This is a genomic window from Ancylomarina longa (assembly GCF_003996985.1).
In the GTDB taxonomy this organism is placed as follows: domain Bacteria; phylum Bacteroidota; class Bacteroidia; order Bacteroidales; family Marinifilaceae; genus Ancylomarina_A; species Ancylomarina_A longa.
Window position 1 is genome coordinate 92,357 of sequence record NZ_RJJX01000004.1, and the last position, 21,436, is coordinate 113,792.

The 21,436-nt window shown below is 33.6% G+C and carries 18 protein-coding genes; 13 read left to right on the forward strand and 5 right to left on the reverse strand.

Annotated features, from left to right (window positions below):
- Window positions 1–30: 30 nt before the first annotated feature.
- The gene (locus tag DLK05_RS04780) at window positions 31–705 is read right to left on the reverse strand and encodes a type 1 glutamine amidotransferase domain-containing protein (protein WP_127342870.1); all 675 of its coding nucleotides are present in this window, start codon (window positions 703–705) and stop codon (window positions 31–33) included.
- Between the two features lie 96 nt (window positions 706–801).
- On the opposite strand from DLK05_RS04780, the gene DLK05_RS04785 reads away from it, so the two are divergent.
- From DLK05_RS04785 to lysA, 5 genes are all read left to right on the forward strand, one after another.
- Window positions 802–1,710 carry a LysR family transcriptional regulator gene (locus DLK05_RS04785; protein WP_127342871.1) on the forward strand — a complete coding sequence of 303 codons (909 nt, stop codon included), beginning with the start codon at window positions 802–804 and terminating at the stop codon, window positions 1,708–1,710.
- Between the two features lies 1 nt (window position 1,711).
- A complete protein-coding gene (locus tag DLK05_RS04790; RefSeq protein WP_127342872.1) occupies window positions 1,712–2,068 on the forward strand; it encodes an arsenate reductase family protein in 357 nt (118 codons plus the stop codon).
- A gap of 132 nt (window positions 2,069–2,200) precedes the next feature.
- Window positions 2,201–2,545, forward strand: a complete 345-nt coding sequence (locus DLK05_RS04795; RefSeq protein WP_127342873.1) for a phenylpyruvate tautomerase MIF-related protein — start codon at window positions 2,201–2,203, stop codon at window positions 2,543–2,545.
- 396 nt (window positions 2,546–2,941) lie between these two features.
- Window positions 2,942–4,252: an aspartate kinase gene (locus tag DLK05_RS04800; RefSeq protein WP_127342874.1), complete on the forward strand. Its 1,311-nt coding sequence runs from the start codon at window positions 2,942–2,944 to the stop codon at window positions 4,250–4,252.
- A 24-nt stretch (window positions 4,253–4,276) separates the two neighbouring features.
- Window positions 4,277–5,443: a diaminopimelate decarboxylase gene (gene lysA, locus DLK05_RS04805; RefSeq protein WP_127342875.1), complete on the forward strand. Its 1,167-nt coding sequence runs from the start codon at window positions 4,277–4,279 to the stop codon at window positions 5,441–5,443.
- Window positions 5,444–5,527: 84 nt separating this feature from the next.
- Here lysA and DLK05_RS04810 read toward each other — a convergent pair whose 3' ends face one another.
- The 4 genes from DLK05_RS04810 to DLK05_RS04825 form a co-directional block, all read right to left on the reverse strand.
- Window positions 5,528–6,583, reverse strand: coding sequence for a DUF6268 family outer membrane beta-barrel protein (locus tag DLK05_RS04810; RefSeq protein ID WP_127342876.1), 1,056 nt, complete (start codon window positions 6,581–6,583; stop codon window positions 5,528–5,530).
- An 88-nt stretch (window positions 6,584–6,671) separates the two neighbouring features.
- A complete protein-coding gene (locus DLK05_RS04815; RefSeq protein WP_209319714.1) occupies window positions 6,672–8,825 on the reverse strand; it encodes a patatin-like phospholipase family protein in 2,154 nt (717 codons plus the stop codon).
- A 109-nt stretch (window positions 8,826–8,934) separates the two neighbouring features.
- Entirely contained in the window at window positions 8,935–11,322 is a 2,388-nt protein-coding gene (locus tag DLK05_RS04820; protein ID WP_127342878.1) for a GAF domain-containing protein, read from the reverse strand.
- A gap of 192 nt (window positions 11,323–11,514) precedes the next feature.
- Window positions 11,515–12,153 (reverse strand): FMN-dependent NADH-azoreductase, encoded by a 639-nt coding sequence (locus tag DLK05_RS04825; RefSeq protein WP_127342879.1) that lies wholly within the window; start codon window positions 12,151–12,153, stop codon window positions 11,515–11,517.
- 236 nt (window positions 12,154–12,389) lie between these two features.
- Here DLK05_RS04825 and DLK05_RS04830 point away from each other — a divergent pair, with 236 nt between their 5' ends.
- The 8 genes from DLK05_RS04830 (at window position 12,390) to DLK05_RS04865 (ending at window position 21,425) form a co-directional block, all read left to right on the forward strand.
- Window positions 12,390–13,004, forward strand: coding sequence for a methyltransferase family protein (locus DLK05_RS04830; RefSeq protein ID WP_127342880.1), 615 nt, complete (start codon window positions 12,390–12,392; stop codon window positions 13,002–13,004).
- Window positions 13,005–13,012: 8 nt separating this feature from the next.
- Window positions 13,013–13,900 (forward strand): LysR substrate-binding domain-containing protein, encoded by an 888-nt coding sequence (locus tag DLK05_RS04835; RefSeq protein ID WP_127342881.1) that lies wholly within the window; start codon window positions 13,013–13,015, stop codon window positions 13,898–13,900.
- Between the two features lie 139 nt (window positions 13,901–14,039).
- Window positions 14,040–14,909 (forward strand): YeiH family protein, encoded by an 870-nt coding sequence (locus DLK05_RS04840; RefSeq protein ID WP_235831953.1) that lies wholly within the window; start codon window positions 14,040–14,042, stop codon window positions 14,907–14,909.
- Window positions 14,910–14,912: 3 nt separating this feature from the next.
- Window positions 14,913–15,629 carry a sulfite exporter TauE/SafE family protein gene (locus tag DLK05_RS04845; RefSeq protein WP_127342883.1) on the forward strand — a complete coding sequence of 239 codons (717 nt, stop codon included), beginning with the start codon at window positions 14,913–14,915 and terminating at the stop codon, window positions 15,627–15,629.
- Window positions 15,630–15,792: 163 nt separating this feature from the next.
- Window positions 15,793–16,074, forward strand: a complete 282-nt coding sequence (locus DLK05_RS04850; RefSeq protein WP_127342884.1) for a DUF202 domain-containing protein — start codon at window positions 15,793–15,795, stop codon at window positions 16,072–16,074.
- A 382-nt stretch (window positions 16,075–16,456) separates the two neighbouring features.
- Window positions 16,457–16,978: a GbsR/MarR family transcriptional regulator gene (locus tag DLK05_RS04855; RefSeq protein ID WP_127342885.1), complete on the forward strand. Its 522-nt coding sequence runs from the start codon at window positions 16,457–16,459 to the stop codon at window positions 16,976–16,978.
- Window positions 16,979–17,079: 101 nt separating this feature from the next.
- Window positions 17,080–18,237: an efflux RND transporter periplasmic adaptor subunit gene (locus tag DLK05_RS04860; protein WP_209319715.1), complete on the forward strand. Its 1,158-nt coding sequence runs from the start codon at window positions 17,080–17,082 to the stop codon at window positions 18,235–18,237.
- A gap of 35 nt (window positions 18,238–18,272) precedes the next feature.
- The gene (locus tag DLK05_RS04865; protein ID WP_127342886.1) at window positions 18,273–21,425 is read left to right on the forward strand and encodes an efflux RND transporter permease subunit; all 3,153 of its coding nucleotides are present in this window, start codon (window positions 18,273–18,275) and stop codon (window positions 21,423–21,425) included.
- Window positions 21,426–21,436: the final 11 nt, after the last annotated feature.

Consider the following 21,436-nt stretch of genomic DNA (forward strand, 5'->3'; position numbering starts at 1 on the left):
ATATTTTAAAAGTTTAAATTAATAGATACATCATTTGCTCCTTTGAAGAGCTTTTACCAATTCTTTGGCCATCGTTAAATCCGAAGCTGGATTTTGTCCGGTAATCAATCTTCCATCAACAACTACATGAGATTGCCAATTAGCAACCGAAGAGAATTGAGCACCTTTCTCCTTTAGTGCTGATTCCAATAAGAACGGAACTTTAGAATCCGTACCAATTGCTTCCTCCTCATTATTACTGAATGCAGTTAGTTTTTTACCGTGGATTAGGTAGGAACCATCAGATAGCTTAATATTCAATAAACCAGCACCACCGTGACAAACCGCACAAACGACACCATGATTTTCATAAATCCTTCTCGCTATCTGCGTCAATTCCTTATTGTTTACAATATCATACATTACACCGTGTCCTCCTGGAAAAAATATGGCTTCATAATCATCCGGAATAATTTCATTAGAACTTTTAGTATGATAAAATCTACCTCTTGCATCTTCATCAGAAAAAAAAGCCTGTAATTTTGGATCTTTTGTATCACAGACTTTTACCGGCACTTCTCCTCCCAATGGCGAAACAAAATCAATTTCAAATCCATTTTTTTTAAGATACAAAAAAGGAACAGCAACTTCTAAAAGATAACATCCGGTTTCCCATCCAGTTTTATCCTTAGGATGATTTGTGAGAGCAAATAAAATTTTAGCCATGATACTTTTATAATTGTTTACGGCAAAGTTAAAACAGGAATTTCTATAATAAAACTTATTCTTTTTATACTTTTATATAAATTATTTTATATCGTCATGTTAAATTTAGAATGGTACAGAACCTTTAAAGCAATATATGAACGTGGGACGCTTACAGGTGCTGCAGAAAATCTACTCCTGACTCAACCGGGAGTAAGTCAGCAACTTTCTGCACTAGAGGCTTATATAGGAATTAAGTTATTTGAAAGAAAACCCAGAAAAATGTTACCTACTGCCCAGGGAATACAACTTTACAATCAAATTGAAGAAGCCATCATTCAACTTGAAAAAACAGAAGAGAACTTTAGAAGAAGAACTTTGCAGAACCGACCAAAACTTAAAATTGGTATGAATATGGAGATGTTCCATTATACATTTTCGGCTATTCTCAATCAGTTAGAAATGGATATTGAATTTCTTTTTGGAGATACAGAAATCCTACAGGATAAATTATTTCATAACCAATTAGATCTTTTAATTACAACATCCAAAGTGGCGTATCAAAATATTAAATATGAACCTTTTTGTCGGGAAGAATTACTCTTAATTTGCAGCAAAAATCTCAACACCATCCCTTTTCATCAATTTGTTTATGAAAAAAATATGGATGCTGCGGAGAAGTGGCTTAGTGATCAAAACTGGTTTTCCTACTCACATAAAATGGATACAATAAAATCATTTTGGACAGACAACTTTAGAAAGCGCCCCTTTTTTAAACCCAGATATGTTATTCCCAATTTAATTGCAATAGTTGATGCCATTCAGTTTAACCAAGGCCTCTGTTTATTACCTAATAGCATATGCAAGGAATATATAGAAAAAGAAGCCATTAAAGAATTATGGCAAGGAGTTAAGACAACCTATTATCAAAAATATTTTGCCATACAAACACATAGTAAAAATTTAAAGCAAGCCGAAGAAGTAATTCAAATCATTACACAAAACACCAATCAAAAAAAGATTTAGTATGAAAAAAATATATCATTTATCAAGTTGTTCGACTTGTCAAAGAATCATTTCAGAGCTAGAGCTACCTTCCTCTTTTGAAAAACAAGATATTAAAACTGAAAAAATCACACCAAATCAACTTGCTGAAATGGCTCAATTAGCTGGTAGTTACGAAAGTCTTTTTAGCCGAAGGGCAATAAAATATACACAGTTAGGCTTAAAAAATTTAAAATTATCAGAAGAGGATTACAAAAACTATATTTTAGAAGAATACACTTTTTTAAAACGTCCTGTGCTAATAATAAACGATAAAATTTTTATTGGTAATTCAAAAAAAACTATGGAAAATGCCAAATTAGCACTACAAATAAATTAAAGAAGATTTCCATTTATTTTGTAATTATCTGATTTAGTAATATATTGGTACGCATCTCAGCTTTCTATTACTATGATATTTGAATAATATTATATTTTCAGACTAATTTTTATAACCTTAAAACTTTTACTTATGCCCTATTTAAAAGTTCAAACTAACAAGAGTTTTTCAAGTAGAAAACAACAATTTTTTTTAAAAAAGTGTTCCGCCATACTTTCCATTGAACTAGGCAAGCCCGAAAAATATATCATGACCTCCTTCAACGAAAAGTTAGAAATGACTTTTAGCGGGACAAACCAACCGTGTGTTTATTTCACGCTTAAAAGCATCGGATTCCCAGAGACAAAGGCAAAAGAATTATCTCATAATTTCGCAATTCTTGCCAAAGAAGATCTGAATATTTCTCAAGACCGAGTTTATATCGAATTTGTTGATGTTCCTCGAGGTTTATGGGGTTGGAACGGAATTCTATTTTAGGTTTATTAATACTCAAACGATTGAAATAAATACATTAGTTAATAATTTAACAGATTGAATATATTTCATTGTTTTTGTAAATATTTTTACACACCTTTACAGCATAATTAAAAAGATGATGAAGCATACATTTAATTCTAAACAGAATATTTATCTAAAAGGGAATAAACAGTTGCCTATAATTTGAATTATAGAATATATGTAAAGCGATTTATTATAAAATAGAAAAGCCTGCAGAAATTCTGCAGGCTTTTTTTGAAATATTATTTGAAATTTATCTATTAACCAATGAAATATACTTGTAACCAATGAAATGTACTTGCAGTAAATTTATCTAAATCCTTTAAATTACTTCAAGAATGTTCTCGATTACAAGTCGAAGAAAAATATCAACTTATGAAAGTTTTAAAATTTGGTGGTACTTCAGTTGGATCCTCAGAAAGGATAAGAAATCTAGCCCAACTAGTTCAATCAGACGAACCAAGAATCATTGTCCTATCAGCAATGGCAGGAACTACAAATTCACTTGAGCAAATTGCAGAATTATTGTATCAAGCCAATAAAGAGGAGGCCAATGAGAAAATTTCAGATCTTGAACTGAAATATCGTGAAAGAATCGATGATCTTTATAATAGTGAGGAATTCAAGTCTAAAGGACAAGAACTTATCACTACACATTTTAATTATATTAGAAACTTCGTTTTCAGAAGCTTCACATCACTTCAAGAGAAGGCAATTTTGGCACAAGGAGAATTGATTTCTACGGCTATGTTTCATTATTATCTTTCTGAATTAAAAGTAGAATCTATTTTTTTACCTGCCTTGAATTTTATGAGAATTGATAAAGATGGAGAACCTGATTATTTCTATATAAAGGAAAATCTAAATCGAGAACTTAATCAATATTCCGATCAAAGGCTATTCATTACACAGGGATTTATTTGCAGAAATACCTATGGAGAAGTAGACAATCTAAAAAGAGGTGGAAGCGATTATACAGCCTCCATTATTGGATCTGTTCTTCAAGCCACCGAAGTTCAGATTTGGACTGATATTGATGGATTCCATAATAATGATCCCCGCTTTGTAGAGAATACCTCGTCATTAGAGCAACTATCATTCGAAGAAGCCGCTGAGCTAGCCTATTTTGGAGCTAAAATAATGCATCCATCAAGTATCATGCCGTGCAAACTTAAAAACATTCCTGTTCGCTTAAAAAACACTTTACACCCCACGGATGAAGGAACTTTAATATCGGGGAATCAGGCTGGTAGTGGAATTAAGGCAATAGCAGCAAAGGATGGTATTACTGCGGTAAAGGTAAAATCTGGCAGGATGTTGCAAGCATATGGATTTTTGAGAAAGCTATTTGAAGTATTTGAAATTTACAAAACACCGATTGATATGATTACGACTTCAGAAGTAGCCGTTTCCTTAACCATCGACGATGATAGTAATCTTTCTGAGATCGAATCAGAATTGATAAAATTTGGAAAGGTTGAAATTGATCAGGATCAATCTATCATCTGCATTGTAGGTGATTTTATTTCAGAAACGTCAGGAAGTGCAAAACAAGTTCTTGAAGCATTGGAACACATTCCATTAAGAATGATTTCCTACGGAGGAAGCAAGCACAATATTTCTGTTTTAGTCCGTCAGGAAGATAAAATTGCTGCATTACAGGCTTTAAGCAAACACTTATTCTAATTACTTTTTCAATTCTAATCGATCATGTTCAATAATAATAATAATAATAGAATAAAAACCTTTACCAATATTCCAACGCCTTTCTATTTCTATGATTTAGATATTCTTGATAAAACATTAGACTGTATTCAAAGAGAATCCGGTAAGCATGGATACCATGTTCATTATGCCATTAAAGCAAATGCGAATACTAGGATCATGGAAAAAATACAATCCTATGGCCTTGGAGCAGACTGTGTAAGTGGAAATGAGATATTGAGATCGCTTGAAACTGGCTATCCGGCAAAAAAAATTGTTTATGCTGGAGTCGGCAAATCTGATCGCGAAATTCAAATAGCGCTGGATGCGAACATATTCTGCTTCAATTGTGAATCCATTCCTGAAATTGAGCTTATAAATGAACTCGCAAGCGCTCGAAATAAAATGGCAAAAATTGCAATTCGAATCAATCCTAACGTAAATGCAAATACGCACCATTACATAACTACAGGAATTGAAGAGAACAAATTCGGCATTAATCGCTGGGAATTTGATGATATTTTGGAAACACTAAAACAGTGCAAGCACATTGAACTGATAGGTTTTCATTTTCATATTGGTTCTCAAATAACAGACCTAAGTGTTTTCAAAGGCTTATGTCTACGAATCAACGAAATACAAAATTGGTTTGAAGAAAGACAAATTTTAGTTAATCATATAAATGTTGGCGGAGGTTTTGGCGTTGACTACAACGAGCCCGATTCCAATCCTATTCCGGATTTTGAGACTTTCTTTGGTATATTCAAGGAATTCTTGCAAATCCGCCACAATCAAAGTTTACATTTTGAATTGGGCCGTTCCATTGTGGCTCAATGTGGTAGTTTAATCTCTAAGGTATTATATGTGAAAAAAGGAGTTAACACTAAATTCGCAATTTTGGATGCTGGAATGACTGAATTATTGCGTCCGGCATTATATCAGGCTTATCACAAGATTGAAAATTTAAGCTCAACAGGTGCACCTGAAAATTATGATGTGGTTGGTCCTATCTGTGAATCATCCGATTGTTTTGGAAAATCGATTCGTTTGCCACGAACTCAAAGAAACGATTTGATTGCATTGAGAAGTACAGGAGCGTATGGAGAAGCAATGGCTTCAAGATATAATTTAAGAGAAATTGCAAATTCTGTTTTTTCAGATGATTTGGCCTAAAAATAATTGGCAATATTCCATTTTACAATAGGGATATTGCCTCTATTTATTATACAGCAAACTTGAATTTGCAAAAAAAATCACTTAGTTCAAACCAAACTTTTTAAGTATCGTTTTTGATGGTACAATGAATAATGAAAAATTAAAGAAGGATCCACCATTAGCATTGGAGTTTATAATATTTTGCTGACTAGATAGCTTGTTTCCGGAAAAACCAAACACATGATTTTTGTTAGTCACATCAAAATTGATATTTGCTCTGTATCCGGCATCAAAGGATACCCACAACCAGTCCGTGATTCCCTTTTCCAGTTCCAAAGAAAAATTAACATCCGCTCTTCGCAGTTCCAATGTTTTAAAATCCTCCAAGCTTGAATCATCTAAATGAATACTATAACTCCCTCCAGTCAATTTGGCTTTAGCACTAACAAAGAAAAGATCGGATGGATGATATCTGATTTTTATTCGAGCAGGAAGAAATGCCTCTACTCCCCATTTTTTACTAAAATTTTGGTTGTATTGCAACACTGGAAATATTAATGGATCACCAAACGTATAACTATAAGCAATACCAACTCCCCAAGATTTATTCGGATTTACCTTCCAACCAATTACCGGAGTTATTTCCATTTTCAAAAAGGTGTATTTTCCAACCTCTTCCAAATGTTCCTGCCAATAATCACCTTTTAATTTTCCATTAAATCGGAACATAAAGTACATATTCCTTTTCAATTGGCTTAAGAGATATATACTTCCACCAATACTTTTCAAATTTTTGTCATTCAAACTACGATACAATGGATAATTATTATCTCCTATATTTTGAAATTTAAATTCCTCATCGCTATACTCAAAACTACCCGCTAATTTCAACTTATTTTTTAGTAATATGGGAAAACGCAATTTGGTTTTAAATATTCTGTTTTTATCTATTTTACCAGATCCATCCCCATATAAATCCGATTTTGAACTAATTGCGTAATCTGTATTAACATGATATGAAAATTCTATGCCACGTATGACGGAAGACCCTATAATATCAGGATTCCAATCGGAAACTTCTCTTTCTTCTACTTCTTGTCCAAATACAGATATATTTATCAAGAATAGCAGCGCAAAAGCAAAATGGCTTTTAATCATATAAGTCATATTAAAATTAGATCACATTTTAACCGGAAGCTATTTAAAGTATTAAATGGAATAAAATTAAATATCTCAACCTATCCAACTAAAACCAATATCCAATACTTATGTAATTTGAAATTTCCTTTTTCTTATCTGAATACATTAAAGAAAATTCCATAGGACCGATAATACTGTTATAGGAATAGGTTAGCCCAATACCCTTTACCCATTCCCCTGCATGTAATGCATCGTTCACATCTTCAACCAATTTCCCGAAATTAGTTTTCAGTATCAGATAATTATTCCGAAATAGTTCATATTGAAAGTCACCTCTAAATACAAACGAATTGGTAGATGGGACCTCCATACGTTCTAATCCAACGAAAGGAATTTGGATATCAAAATAATCAGTTTGGTCTATTCCTCCTGTATAAGATAAGTAAAAGTTAGGAATATTCTTTCCCCACACAACACGACCATAAAATTTTGGATAAACGGTGAAACTTGGACTAATAGCTATCGCCTTCTGAAATTTCAAATAAGCAACAGAAGCAGGTCTTCTTGTACCTTTTAGCGCTGATCCGTTATTGGTTACCAATTTATACTCTCCATAAAGGCTAATCCCTCTTGTTGGATAATTGGCCTTATCATGCGAATCTACCTTCAAATATGCGTAATAGGTGTAAAAATAATCATTATCATCTACTACCATAAAATCAGGATTTGGAAATTCGGAAGAAATATGATAGTATTCTGTTTTAGCTCCTATTCCCATCGCATAAGATTCACTAAAAAGCGATTGAATCTTCATATCAAGCTTGGCATAATTAAAATCATAACTGGCAATTTTCTTTCCATTCTCAAAAGCAAAAACTTCCGAATCATTATATTCGGCCTTAAGTATAAGGCCTGGTTTCACACCATTATCAATTGTATAGGTAGTTTGAAAGCGAGGTTTTCTAGCTAGTTTAAGGTCAAATGATAATCGAGAACCTCTTTTTAATTTATTTCGGAATGTAGTATTTAACAGTACCGCAGCATCATTATCTGAATCGTAATGAACACCAACATTAAATCGTTTAGTAGTTCTTTCTTTTACATTAATTTCTAAAATCTTTTCCTTGTCTCCCAATAACCTATAATCTACCTGATCGAAATATTGACTACCATAAACCCGATTAATTCCCTTTTTAAGTTCAGCAAGAGAAATTTTACCTGGAATTTCTAAATTTAATTTACCTTCAACCAATGTATGCCCCACATCATGAAGACCTTTGTACTCTATTTGTTTCACAAAAATACTGGTAGTGTCATTTGGAGGAGTAAAAATCTTTCGATCCTGTTTTTTAAGGTGATATTTATCTTTTAATTCTTTAAGTCGTGGTATAAATTCTTTTGCCTTTTCTTCCCCTCTATGAATTAAGGAATCTGCATCATTAAAACTTCCTACAGTATAGACCCCCATTTCTGGTTTAATATAAACATCAACAAAATCGATGTTATTTTTAAATTCTTTAATAGCCATTAAGGAAATGGTTTGATTCAAAATATCAAGAAAAGAATTTAATTCCTTCTTAGACTTGGGTCCGGATTGAACATCAACTCCAATTACAATATCAGCGCCCATCGCTTTCACCTCTTTCACCGGAAAATTATTAATCATTCCGCCATCAGCAAGTAACTTCCCGTCGATTTCAACAGGTGCGAAAACAGTAGGAATAGCCATACTCGCTCGTAATGCTAGTGGCAGATAACCTTTATCCAAAACCACAGCATTTCCCGTTTCTAAATCAGTAGCAATACACACAAACGGGATAGGTAATTTTTTGAAATTATTTTGATTATGGTATTCCAAAGACAAATTTTCAAACAGATTAATTATGTTCTGCCCAACCACAATTCCTCTAGGTAAATCAATTCCTTTTGGCTTGATTGGAAAGGATAAAATATATCTTTCTGCATCTTCTTTTTCATTAATCGGAATATGTCTTCGCGACACATAATCAGAAAGTAAATGATCCCAATCCTGACCGAGCACAATTTTTTCAATTTCCGCTGCAGAATAACCCATTGAATAAAAACCCCCAATGATACTCCCCATGCTGGTTCCAGCAATATAATCAATAGGAATTCCTAATTCATCGATCACCTTTAACACACCAATATGAGCAAAGCCCTTAGCACCACCACCACTAAGAACCAAACCAATCTTGGGACGTTTTTTAACCATTGTACTATCCTGACTCTGCTGAGCCATGACGCAATTAATTGAAAAAATAAAAATCAAATAAATGTATATATACCTCATTATTAAAATGAAACTGGATGAGTAATATGGAAGTGAATTTTGTACTTTTCTGTATTCCCTAATTAACAGAATCTGGCATTCCTAATTTATTAATTTCCTTTGCTATGCTTAATGCATCCTGTGATTCTTTTCCATTTTTAATTTGAACCCGGATAGCCTGAAGACCATATACACCCTGTAAATCTTCCAAAACTAAATGTTCAATTTCAGATTCAAAATAATCCTTAGCAATCAAATATTCAATATAACGGTTATATTCATTCCTATCACTCTCCTGACTAAAAATAATTGCCAATTTACCAGGTTGTGTTAACCGCTCGTTGGTTTCTTTAATTTTGGCTTTGTCTATTCTTTTCTTAACAATTTCATAACGTATATTATACGCCCCATCCACATCGAATTTTTTCTCATCCTGCCGGAATCGAATAGCCAGAGATTGACTATGTACTAATATAAGACTTGCTGTATCGAGAGAGATAGGTAAGCTCGACTTAAGTTGCTCCGTCTTACGTGCTAATTCTACACTAATAATTAATTGCCAAAGTCTTAAATTTTTCAAATAAATACGATCGAAAGTTCTATTTTCTGTGATACTACCGCCGACATATGCATTATATTCCACACCATCCGTTCTATATTTTTCGAAATAATGAGGGAACATAAGTTGTGCCTTTTCTTCTTCTTTTTCAAGATAACTAGTAACACAATCATTAATCATACCCAGACTATCTTCAAAATCTTTTCTTCTCTTATAAACAATATTGAGTTCCGAATCAATATTGCTATTGTACTCTTTTATTGCTTTTTGTAACCCTTCATTATTTCCAATAAAATGAGAGAAAAGAGATTCTATATCATGACGAATAAAATTTAAAACATTCACTTCGTCACCAGAAGAAAGTCCTTCCTTTATACTATTGATAAAAAAGTTAAGCTTATATATAAGTTGATCGTAGATAGGCATTTCATTAACTTTAACAGCCTCCTTCAGCACCTTAGCTGCTAGCTCTAATTGTTCTATCAAATCATCCTGAATGGTTTTATTTCGTATTACCGAAGAATGCCTTACATCAATAGCCCCATACAGCGGATATACACCTGAAAATACAATTTCCTCCATATGAGCAGCTATACCCGCATCTCTCTTTATTAATAATTGGGCTGCCGCTTTTTGAAAACGCCATTCAACACTTGGATGAATTGCCGTACATTCCTCTTTAATGATAGCTTCTATTCTATTTGTTAATTCCTCACTTGTCCTTTGAAGGGCTATTGAAAAGACAGGAATAATATCCTTTATTATCCTAAGTTTAGTGAAATTAATATCATATGCCTTCGTTGATCCCAACTCCATAATTCCTACCAATTGATCGTCGATATGTAAAGGAATAATACTAATATTTTTTATTCCTTTATTTAGTAATGCTTTTTCAATCGGAGCTAGTGACTTTTTATCCGATAAATCATTTATTAATACCGGAGTCCCTGATCTAGCGGCCTCTTCGTAAATGGTGTCTTTATAATCCTTGCATTTATATTGGTCTGAATTTAAGAAGCCATGCCAAAAACCAGATCGGTTTTCCACCTCTTCATTATTCACACTAAGGGCAATAATTCCCAGATTCAAATTTGGCAATCCTAAAAGTGAGCGAATACTTTCCTCTAAAGATTTGAAATTTCCCCGATTTATAATTGCTGATTTTTCAAGCAATTGAGATTTTAATGATGAAATCACCTCAACCTGTGTAATATCAACATATCTAAAAGTTAAGAATCCCGAAAACGTGAAATTGTCCAATGGAAGTGTCTCCAACCAAAAGTCCATATTCAATGGATCATTGATCATTTGATAAATCTGATCATGAGTAATATCGGGCAATTTACCAGCATAAGATATATCGACACATGTCTGATCAAATTCCAGTTTATAATATCGTACCAATCCGTTTAATTTATCGGTTAATCGATTCAAAAACAGATAATCCATTGTCATCTCAAAACCATATAGTTTTTTAAAAATCAACCAATACGCATAAACTAACATGGTAAAAGTTTTATAACAATTAATTTGATTTTGTTGCTCTACCAATTCCAATTCTTTAGTATCATCCTTAATAATAGCAGAATATGCAGGAGTAAAATAAAAATTTTCGTCATCAAAAGGAGTGGCAGCAACTCCCATACTAGTTTCATATTGCGAGGGAGTGAAAAAGTTAGACATCAACAAATGTATTTCCTCTTCATATTTTTTAACATCCTTTACATTAAAAGAAGCATTTGATAAAGCAGGGCATTTTTCCACTATTTCTAGCATATTGGCAGCTTGTGCTCCTTTTATTCCGCCTTGCTCTCTTTCTCCTTTTAACCTATTAATCAAGGGTACAAAACTGAGTGATTTCTTAAATGGAATCTTCTCTATATTTAATTTCAATTGATTCAGTTTCATTGGGTACTATTTAGTTATGACTATTACGGGTTACTAAAGTAGTTGTTTTTACAGCCACTTAAAAATTCTCGATGTCGCACAGATGACATTTAAAGTATTTTTAACAAATTGGAATATTTTATCACTAAAAATGCGGGAATCTCCACATGAAGAGATTCCCGCAATAAGACATTATTCAATTGGTTTTTACGATTAGAATGAACCTGCGATTTCTTTCGCTTTTGTTTGTGCAAGGCTAAGAATTTCGGATACCTCTGACTGTCCCATGGCTATACCTTCTACAGGTAACAACTCAAAATCAAAAATACCAATAAAAGCCATCACTGTTTTAAGATAACGATGCCCAAACTCGAATTCTTTAGCATCTCCGTTAGAATAAATACCTCCGGATGCCTGAATGTGCAATGCCTTTTTATTCTTAAGTAATCCTTTTGGACCATCTTCGGTATATTGAAATGTCTTGCCTACTTGTAAAATAACATCTACATATGCCTTTAATACTGGCGGAATAGAAAAGTTCCACATTGGATTTACAATTACGTAAGCATCAACATCCATAAACTGTTCCTGCAGATCATTCAATTTCTTTAATTGAATTTGTTGTGCTTCTGTTAAATCCTCGAAGGAAGCCCCATTTTGAATTTCACCAAAAGCCTCAAATACACTTGCATTTAGAAAAGGAACCTCCGTATCAAAAAGATTTAGTTCTATAATTTCATGATCAACATTTTTTATTTTGTAAGCATCTAAAAATGATCTTCCAACTTGTAAACCAAAGGATTCATTTTCTGTTTTGGGATTTGCATTTAGATATAAAATTTTCCTACTCATAACTTTGTTTATTTTTTTAAAAACATTAACTATTTCTATAATGACAAAATTAACAGACACAATCCTTTAAATAAATGGATAAAACATAGGTATTCATGTACTTTTTATATCTAAAAGAAAGTTTTCTAATACCATTAAAAAATACATATTCACAGAAAATGAACTTCTTAATATTCCCTTAGGAGACATTATCAAAATCTAAATTTACCTATACAGATTATTCTTACTTTTGCAAAATGATTCAACACTCCTACTTTCTTCTAGGCATCTACACAATCCTGTGGTGCTTTTTCCATAGCGTCTTAATTTCAAAATCAATTACAGAATTTTGTAAAATTAATTTCGGTACATTTTTTAAGTTCTATCGAATCCTATACAATATACTTTCAACGTTCACCTTTCTGTTTCTGATTTGGTATACACGAAGTATAAAAGAACAGCTTTTATTCAATTGGGAGAGCGGATATGAATTTGTAAGGGCATTATTAATTACGATTGCTTTATTATTACTATTTGCTGGAGCAAAATCGTACGATATGCTTTCTTTTAGTGGAATAAGACAAGTAAAGCAAAATACCACACAACTTACCCTTTCTAAAAAGGGCAAGATTCTCACGAATGGTATTTTAGGTATTATTCGTCATCCTTGGTACACCGCTACATTTCTTATTATCTGGTCTAGAAACATATACATAAGCACATTGATAACCAATTTTATTCTGTCCTTTTATTTACTGATTGGTTGTTATTTAGAAGAGAAAAAGCTAATCTTAGAATTTGGAGCAGAATATCAAGATTATCAAAAAAATGTATCGAAATTTACACCTTGGAAATGGTTCAAAAATAAATAATTAAATTTATGGATTATCGGGACGAAGTATTTATGGTTGTAGCAGAGAACTTAAGTTTCACAAAAGCTGCGGAAGAATTGTTTATAAGTCAGCCAGCCATAACTAAGCATGTAAAAGAATTAGAAAACAAATTAAATATAGCCCTTTTCGAACGCACCGGTAATAAAATTTTTCTCACAAAAGCAGGAAAACTAACTTACCGACATTTAAAGCAAATTAAGCAGCAGTATCACGAATTAGAATATGAATTGGGTAGATTAAATAGTGATTTTAAAGGATCTTTACGAATTGGCGCAAGTTCTACAATTTCGCAATACCTGATTCCTGCCGTAATAGCTGCTTTTCATGCTCGTTACCCGAAAATAAAGCTCGATTTATTCAATGGAAACTCATTTGAGATGGAGCAAAAGCTTTTGGATAATGTTATCGATTTGGCTTTGGTAGAAAATGAATCTATCAATAACAATATCAAATACATTAACTTTTTGGATGATGAAATTATTGTTGTTACTGGCAGTCAAAGTGTTTATGCCAAACGCAAAAACCTGAATATCTCAGATATATTGGAAATCCCCATTGTTTTACGAGAAAAAGGATCGGGAACCCTTCAGGTAATTCAAAAAGCCCTCACCAAGAAAAATATTGATCTGGAGAAATTAAACATTCTTATTCACTTAGGTAGTACGGAAGCCATTAAGAATTTTCTTAATGATTTTGATGGCATCGCGCTAGTTTCCGAAAAATCAATTGAAAAAGAACTCCTCCTAAAAAGTATAAGTAAATTGCCTGTTAAAGAATTACAAATCCACCGAAAATTCAGATTGGCATTAAGACATGGTCCGGAATTACAAATCCCTCATTTATTCATAGAATTCTTAAATCATTATAACTTTTAGTTATCAAATGAAACAATTTGCTATTTGCTTTAGTTATTAGCTGTAGGTATTTTTGTCTCAAATTAATCGAGATAAAGATATGGTGTTAGATCAAAAAAAAATCAGTTTTATTTATGGCGCAGTAATATTCCTCTGCTTTATGCCATTTATTAGCCCCGCAATTGCATTGGTAATAGGAATATTATTATCCATGTTTGGTTTAAAACATGATACCATCAAAAAATATACATCCTTTGCCTTACAAGCATCCATTGTATTAATGGGTTTTGGCATGAGTTTAACTCAAGTTATCAGCACCTCAAAAACCGGTTTTGTTGATACAGCCATGTCTGTTATTTTCGTAATGAGTTTTGGTATTCTTATTGGGAAAATTTTAAAAGTGGATAACAAAACCGCGCTACTTATTTCTTCGGGAACTGCGATATGTGGAGGTAGTGCTATTGCAGCTATTTCTCCAGTAATAAATGCCAAAAATTATCAAATTTCATTTTCATTAGCAGTTATCTTCATTTTAAATGGAATCGCATTAATTATATTTCCACTCATTGGTCACTATTTTAATCTAAGTCAGGAAACATTTGGTTATTGGGCCGCAATAGCCATCCACGATACCAGCTCAGTAGTTGGTGCCGGAGCAACCTATGGCGCAAAAGCCCTTGAAATAGCTACAACAGTAAAATTGATACGTGCCCTATGGATAATTCCTTTAGCTGTATTCATTGCAATATTCCAGAAAGACAAGGCAAATGGAAAAGTGAAAATCCCCTGGTTTATTGGTCTTTTCATTTTAAGTATTGCTGCTGCATACTTCTTCCCTCAATGGCAAAATACTTATACTCATTTTAATTGGTTGGGAAAAAAAGGAATGGTAATCGCTCTTTTTCTTATCGGCTCAAACATGTCTATTCAAGAAGCCAAAAAAGCAGGTCTGAAGAGCTTTATCTTAGGCATTTTACTATGGCTACTAATAGGTAGCACCTCCTTCATTCTACTCACCACTAATTTTTAAATTATGGAATATTTTTGGATTATATTAATTGTTGCATTGGCCAGTCTTATTAAAGGAATTACCGGTTTTGGTTTTGCACTAGTATCATTACCTTTATTAATGTTTTGGTATGCTCCAAAGGAATTAATTCCCATTCTTTTTCTGTGTAATCTTTTTGCATCGATTATTATTGTGCTCCAAAAAAAGAATAGAAAGCTTGTGAACAAACAATTTAAATCTTTAATAATATTTGGTGCATTATTCACTACGACCGGAGTTGTTGCTTTACATTTTATTTCTGATAATGGGATAATCACCGTGATAAGTGTATTTTTAATTATTCTTTCCATTCTTTCCTTTATAAATGTAAAATATTCTCTAAAATTAACAGATATATCCTACAAAATTGCAGGTGCTTTATTAGGTTTCGTAACCGGTTTTATTTCCATTAGCGGACCACCTTTAGCACTATTTCTTAATTCCGCAGATACGGATAATCAAACTTTTAGAGAAGTATTTTCGTGGTTCAGTATTGTTACTGCATGTATTGCACTAATGGGATATGCTTTATTAGGCTTACTGACAACAGAAACAATAAAGATGACATTACTATTTTTACCAATACTATTTGCAGGTACGTATTTTGGAAAAAGACTTAATAGCAAAATTCCACCAACTATTTTTAAAAAAGCAGTTGTATCAATATCGCTAATTGCAAGTGTTCTTCTTTTAATAAAATGATATTTAGCAAAAAAGCTTTCGCTTTATTTATTTAAGTACTTAAATTTAACGTAGCTCTAATTGTTTTTAGAATTAACAATTTGAAATAAGCAATCTATTAATATTTTTGAATACAACATTACTTGCAATTTCGATAAGACAATAATAAGAAAACAATAATCATATGGAAAACACAACTACCAATCCCCCTAAATTAATACTTCGTGATTATTTAGCTATTGATAGATCAAAATTAGCAAATGAACGCACCTTGCTTGCGTATGCCCGAACCGGTTTGATGTTTTTTGTCTCTGGCATATCTCTCGTAAAACTTTTTTCCACAGATCTGTTTTTGGTTTATTTAGGTTATATTCTGATACCAATATCGATATTCATCGTCATTTTAGGTCTTATCCGTTTTAAACATACACATACTACTATTGCTGAATTATATCAGAAAAGATAAAAACAATTAAAATAACATCTCTATCATTGAATAAATTCCCGAATTTGGATTTATATCAGTGTTTTTCACCTTTACCAATATTCATTAAAACAAATAGGTTCTACGGCAATTCATTGTAATCTTTTATATCTCCCAGTAAATTGAGATTAGCAAATCCACGCAAAAATACTGCAAATTCTATTGTTAGTGTACCAACCTCAGGAAACTACTCTATGGTGGAAAAACATAGCACAATTACTACCTGAATTAGTACGATAAAACCTACTGATTACACTAACGTCTTTTCCTAACTTTTAGCATTTTTCAACAATTTTAACATTTTTTAGTTCGGAACCAACCGAACTAAAACTATCTTTGTCACGAAAATTAAAATTTAAGAAGGATGAAAAGTATAGAACAATTAGAAATGCATAAAAAACTCCTGGTTGAGAAATTTGGAAATTTTATGGAGAAACAGGAAAATCTTGCTCCTATTGCAGCCCGAATATTTGCCACGCTTTTCATTGATAAGGAGAACGGAGAAACATTCGAGGAACTTGTAAATTTTCTGGGTGCCAGTAAAAGCACTATTTCAACTAATTTGAATCATCTTACTAAAGCAGGAATGATTGTTTATCATACCAAGCCAGGTGATCGAAAAAAATACTACACCCTGTCCCCTGTTGGATTTCTTGCACGTCTTGAGGAAAAGGTGGATCAATACAAAACAGAACATCAATTAGTTGAAGAAATAATAGTATTCAAAAGTAAATCTAATCAGATTACTGCAGATCCTGAAAAAATATTTCAGCAAGACAACGAATCCCCTTATCTCGATTTTCTCGCAAATACAATCACACTATTAGAGCAGTTACGAGATCAAATTAAAACAAAATGCTCCATCTCTAATACCCCAACTATCTAAATAATAAAAAAGAAAAACATTAAAAACGCATAGATACCTGATTCGTTTTTATCAGAATAACAGGAACTTTAAGTTGTAATAGATAACAGTTAAATATGACCATGAAGAAAGTAAATTTACTAGCGAGTATAGCAATCACTGTAATAGGATTAGCTTCTTGTAATTCACCAGCAAATAAGCAAATGGGAAGAGGACCAATGCCATTTCCAGTGCAGAAAGTAGAAAAATCGAATGTTACCGTTTATAATGAATATGCAGCAAATATAGAAGGAGAAGAAAATATCGAAATTAGACCTAAAGTTGATGGTTTTATAGACAAAATTTACATCGACGAAGGATCGGAAGTAAAAAAAGGACAACTTCTTTTTAAGCTAAGTGCTGAAACTTTAAATCAACAAGTAAATGCAGCAAGTGCAAATGTCGAAGTTGCAAAAGCACAGGTTGTATCAGCTCAAGTTGAAGTGGATAAAGTTAGTCCACTAGTTCAAAAAAATATCATCAGCCCAGTACAACTAAAAACTGCTGAAAGTAACTTAAATGCTGCGAAAGCTCAATTAATTGCAGCTCAGGCAGACTATATGAATGCCAAAGAAAACTTAGACTACACCTTTATCAAAAGTCCTGTTGATGGAATTGTTGGAAGCATTCCTTACAGAATAGGTAGCCTTGTTGGTCGTTCCGAAGCTAAGCCGCTTACAACAGTATCAAATATCAGCAATGTATATGCTTATTTCACATTAAACGAAAAGCAATTACTTCAATTTAATCGTCAATTAGATGGTAAAAGTGTAGCGCAAAAAATAAAATCATTACCGGCAGTAGAATTAATTCTGGCTGATGGTTCGGTTTATGACCACAAAGGTAGAATTGAAACTATTAATGGAATGGTGAATCCACGAACCGGAAGCATTAGCTATCGTGCAATATTTCCAAATCCTGATAATTTATTAAGAAGCGGTATTAGTGGTAAAGTTAAATTACCATCACAGGTAGATAATGCACTTCTATTACCACAAAAATCAACATTTGAGTTACAAGGTAAACGTTTTGTATATGTAGTTGACAAAGACAATAAGGTGAAATCAAAGGCAATTGATATTTCAAAGTCGGTAAACCAAAACTACATTGTAACCAATGGACTTGAAGCAGGACAAGTTTATGTTGCCGATGGTCTGATTAAACTTAGAGAAGGAATGCAGATAATTCCACAATCCGGATCTACTGCAACAGGTAATAATGCCGCCTATTCCAATAAATAATTCAGACTTTCTATTAAAATTAAAAAGCAAATTTCATGTTTAAAATATTTATTGAACGGCCGGTACTATCGACCGTAATATCCATACTCATCGTAATTTTGGGAGTTTTAGGACTCACCTCTTTACCTAGAGAACAGTTTCCGGAGATTGCTCCACCAACCGTACAAATTTCAGCAACCTATCCTGGAGCTAATGCCGAAACATTACTAAAAAGTGTTGTTGTTCCTATTGAAGAAGCAGTAAATGGCGTAGAGAATATGACCTATATGTCCTCTACCTCAAGCAACGATGGTAGTGCTACCATTAGTGTTTATTTTGCACTGGGAACCAATGCCGATATTGCAGCAGTAAACGTTCAGAACAAAGTGGCCACCGTAACAAGCAAGTTGCCACAGGCGGTAATCCAGACTGGTGTAACCACCAAAAAGGTTCAGAATAGTGTTTTAATGTTCTTTTCTCTTTACTCTGAGAATAAAGATTTAGATGCAACATTTGTTGAAAATTACGCTCGTATCAACCTAATCCCAATGATTAAAAGGATTAATGGAGTTGGTGATGCCAATGTTTTTGGTTCGCGTGATTACTCGATGAGAATCTGGCTGAAGCCTGAGAAAATGGCTGCTTATGGTGTAACTCCTCAGGATGTGGTAAATGCATTAAAAGAACAAAATCTGGAAGCATCTCCTGGTAAGTTTGGCGAGAATTCAAGCCAGTCATTTGAATATGTGATTCGTTACAAAGGAAAACTATCCACGAAAGCAGAATACGATAATATTATTCTTCGATCGGAAGGAAACTCTGATTTTCTAAGATTAAAAGATGTAGCAAAAGTTGAATTGGGAGCCTTTAATTATTCAACCAGGAATATAACCAACGGTCATCCATCTACTGCGATTGGTATATACCAAACCTCAGGTTCTAATGCCCAGGAAATTATTAAAGAAATAGAACGCACACTGGAATCTGCAAAAAAGGATTTTCCGAAAGGAATCGATTATGTAATTCCTTTCAATACAAATGATTTCCTTGAAGCATCAATTAGTAAGGTAATCAAAACTTTATTTGAAGCCTTCCTACTGGTATTCTTAGTGGTCTTCCTTTTCTTGCAAGATTTTAGATCCACATTAATTCCGGCAATTGCTGTTCCTGTTGCAATTATAGGTACTTTCTTCTTCCTGAATCTCTTCGGATTTTCGATCAACATGCTAACTTTATTTGCCTTAGTATTGGCCATTGGTATTGTAGTAGATGATGCCATTGTAGTAGTGGAGGCAGTTCATGCCAAACTCGATAATGGAGCGAAGAGTGCTAAGAAAGCCACCATATCGGCAATGAGCGAAATTACTGGCGCGATTATATCCATTACCTTGGTAATGTCAGCAGTATTTATTCCAGTTTCCTTTTTGAAAGGACCAACCGGTGCGTTCTATCAGCAATTTGCGATTACACTGGCTGTAGCTATTGTGATATCGGCAATTAATGCATTGACTTTAAGTCCTGCTTTGTGTGCCTTATTATTGAAACCTCACAATCCGAGCGAAGCACACAAAAAAGGATTGACTAGCCGTTTTTACACCTCATTTAATACGGGATTTGAGGCAATAACTGAACGATATACCAATTCCATTCGATTTCTAATTCGTAAAAAATGGTTATCTGGAGTAATCTTGGTGGTATTCATTCTTCTTGCAGGTTGGTTCTTCAAAACGACTCCTACCGGATTTATTCCAAATGAAGATCAAGGAGTTATCTTTTGCGACATCACCTTACCTCCGGGAAGCACCTTGGAAAGAACCAGTGAAGTTGCAGCTAAAGTGGGAACCATCATCGACAGAATTGATGTTGTTAAAGAAAAGATGTTCATAGTTGGTTTTAGTATGCTTAGTAATACCAAAGGAGAGTCAAAGGCTTTTGCTGTAATAAAACTAAAGGACTGGAAAGAACGAAAAGAAGATAATCAGAAAGTTCATGCTATCGTTGGACAATTGTTTGGAATGACAGCCGGAATAAATGAAGCTAGAATTCTATTCTTTGCTCCTCCTACCGTTAGAGGTTTTGGTAGTTCCGATGGTTTTGAGATGCGTTTGCAAGACAAATCGAATGGAGAATTTACCGACCTGATGGCTAAGAGTCAACAGTTTTTGGGAGCTTTGAACCAACGACCGGAAATTAAATTTGCGATGACTTCTTTCAACACAGGATTCCCTCAGTACGAAATGGAAGTAAATGTGGAGAAAGTAAAAGAAGCTGGCATATCGGTAAGCAGTTTGTTTACTACCCTTCAGGGATATTACGGAAGCTGGTATGCTTCCGATTTTAACCGATTCGGAAAGCAGTATCGTGTGATGATACAAGCTGCGCCAGAAGATCGTGAGACTCTTGAATCCATGAACAATGTATTCGTGAGAAATGCACATAACGAATTGGTTTCGATAAGTCAGTTTGTGAGCATGAAAAAGGTAAGCGGTCCTGATGTAGTGAACCGATTCAACCTGTTCAACTCGGCAACCATCAATGGAAATGTGAATCCTGGTTACAGTACCGGAGATGCAATTAAAGCAATTCAAGAAGTAGCTGCACAAACATTACCATCCAACTATGGATATGAATTTTCGGGAATGACACGGGAGGAAGAAAAAGCAGGAAACCAGGCCATTTTAGTTTTTGCCTTGAGTTTGATATTCGTGTATTTCTTGCTTGCAGCGCAGTACGAAAGTTACATTCTGCCCTTCTCTATTATTTTAGCTCTTCCTATCGGGATATTTGGAGCCATCTTCTTTGTGAAAATGATTGGCTTAGAGAATAATATTTATTTCCAGGTTGCCCTGATTATGCTGATTGGTTTACTGGCTAAAAATGCAATTCTGATTGTAGAATTCGCCTTGCAACGTCGCCATCAAGGGATGGAATTAATGCAAGCAGCAGTCGAAGGAGCTAAAGCACGTTTGCGTCCGATTTTGATGACCTCATTTGCCTTTATTCTTGGTATTACACCATTGATGTTAGCAAATGGCGCCGGAGCAGTTGGTAATCGTTCCATTGGTACAGGTGCCGTTGGTGGAATGTTAATTGGAACCCTGTTTGGTATATTTGTAATTCCTGCCTTCTTTGTGATTTTCCAAACGATTCAGGAAAAAATCAGCGGAGCACCAAAGCCAGAAGAAAACGAATTGGAACCAGCAGAATAAATAGATAGAAA

What these genes read in the sequence shown, in the direction of transcription:
- DLK05_RS04780 (WP_127342870.1), bottom strand. Translation starts at nt 705, where the DNA reads ATGGCTAAAATTTTATTTGCTCTCACAAATCATCCTAAGGATAAAACT.
- DLK05_RS04785 (WP_127342871.1), top strand. Translation starts at nt 802, where the DNA reads ATGTTAAATTTAGAATGGTACAGAACCTTTAAAGCAATATATGAACGT.
- DLK05_RS04790 (WP_127342872.1), top strand. Translation starts at nt 1,712, where the DNA reads ATGAAAAAAATATATCATTTATCAAGTTGTTCGACTTGTCAAAGAATC.
- DLK05_RS04795 (WP_127342873.1), top strand. Translation starts at nt 2,201, where the DNA reads ATGCCCTATTTAAAAGTTCAAACTAACAAGAGTTTTTCAAGTAGAAAA.
- DLK05_RS04800 (WP_127342874.1), top strand. Translation starts at nt 2,942, where the DNA reads ATGAAAGTTTTAAAATTTGGTGGTACTTCAGTTGGATCCTCAGAAAGG.
- lysA (WP_127342875.1), top strand. Translation starts at nt 4,277, where the DNA reads ATGTTCAATAATAATAATAATAATAGAATAAAAACCTTTACCAATATT.
- DLK05_RS04810 (WP_127342876.1), bottom strand. Translation starts at nt 6,583, where the DNA reads ATGATTAAAAGCCATTTTGCTTTTGCGCTGCTATTCTTGATAAATATA.
- DLK05_RS04815 (WP_209319714.1), bottom strand. Translation starts at nt 8,825, where the DNA reads ATGGCTCAGCAGAGTCAGGATAGTACAATGGTTAAAAAACGTCCCAAG.
- DLK05_RS04820 (WP_127342878.1), bottom strand. Translation starts at nt 11,322, where the DNA reads ATGAAACTGAATCAATTGAAATTAAATATAGAGAAGATTCCATTTAAG.
- DLK05_RS04825 (WP_127342879.1), bottom strand. Translation starts at nt 12,153, where the DNA reads ATGAGTAGGAAAATTTTATATCTAAATGCAAATCCCAAAACAGAAAAT.
- DLK05_RS04830 (WP_127342880.1), top strand. Translation starts at nt 12,390, where the DNA reads ATGATTCAACACTCCTACTTTCTTCTAGGCATCTACACAATCCTGTGG.
- DLK05_RS04835 (WP_127342881.1), top strand. Translation starts at nt 13,013, where the DNA reads ATGGATTATCGGGACGAAGTATTTATGGTTGTAGCAGAGAACTTAAGT.
- DLK05_RS04840 (WP_235831953.1), top strand. Translation starts at nt 14,040, where the DNA reads ATGCCATTTATTAGCCCCGCAATTGCATTGGTAATAGGAATATTATTA.
- DLK05_RS04845 (WP_127342883.1), top strand. Translation starts at nt 14,913, where the DNA reads ATGGAATATTTTTGGATTATATTAATTGTTGCATTGGCCAGTCTTATT.
- DLK05_RS04850 (WP_127342884.1), top strand. Translation starts at nt 15,793, where the DNA reads ATGGAAAACACAACTACCAATCCCCCTAAATTAATACTTCGTGATTAT.
- DLK05_RS04855 (WP_127342885.1), top strand. Translation starts at nt 16,457, where the DNA reads ATGAAAAGTATAGAACAATTAGAAATGCATAAAAAACTCCTGGTTGAG.
- DLK05_RS04860 (WP_209319715.1), top strand. Translation starts at nt 17,080, where the DNA reads ATGAAGAAAGTAAATTTACTAGCGAGTATAGCAATCACTGTAATAGGA.
- DLK05_RS04865 (WP_127342886.1), top strand. Translation starts at nt 18,273, where the DNA reads ATGTTTAAAATATTTATTGAACGGCCGGTACTATCGACCGTAATATCC.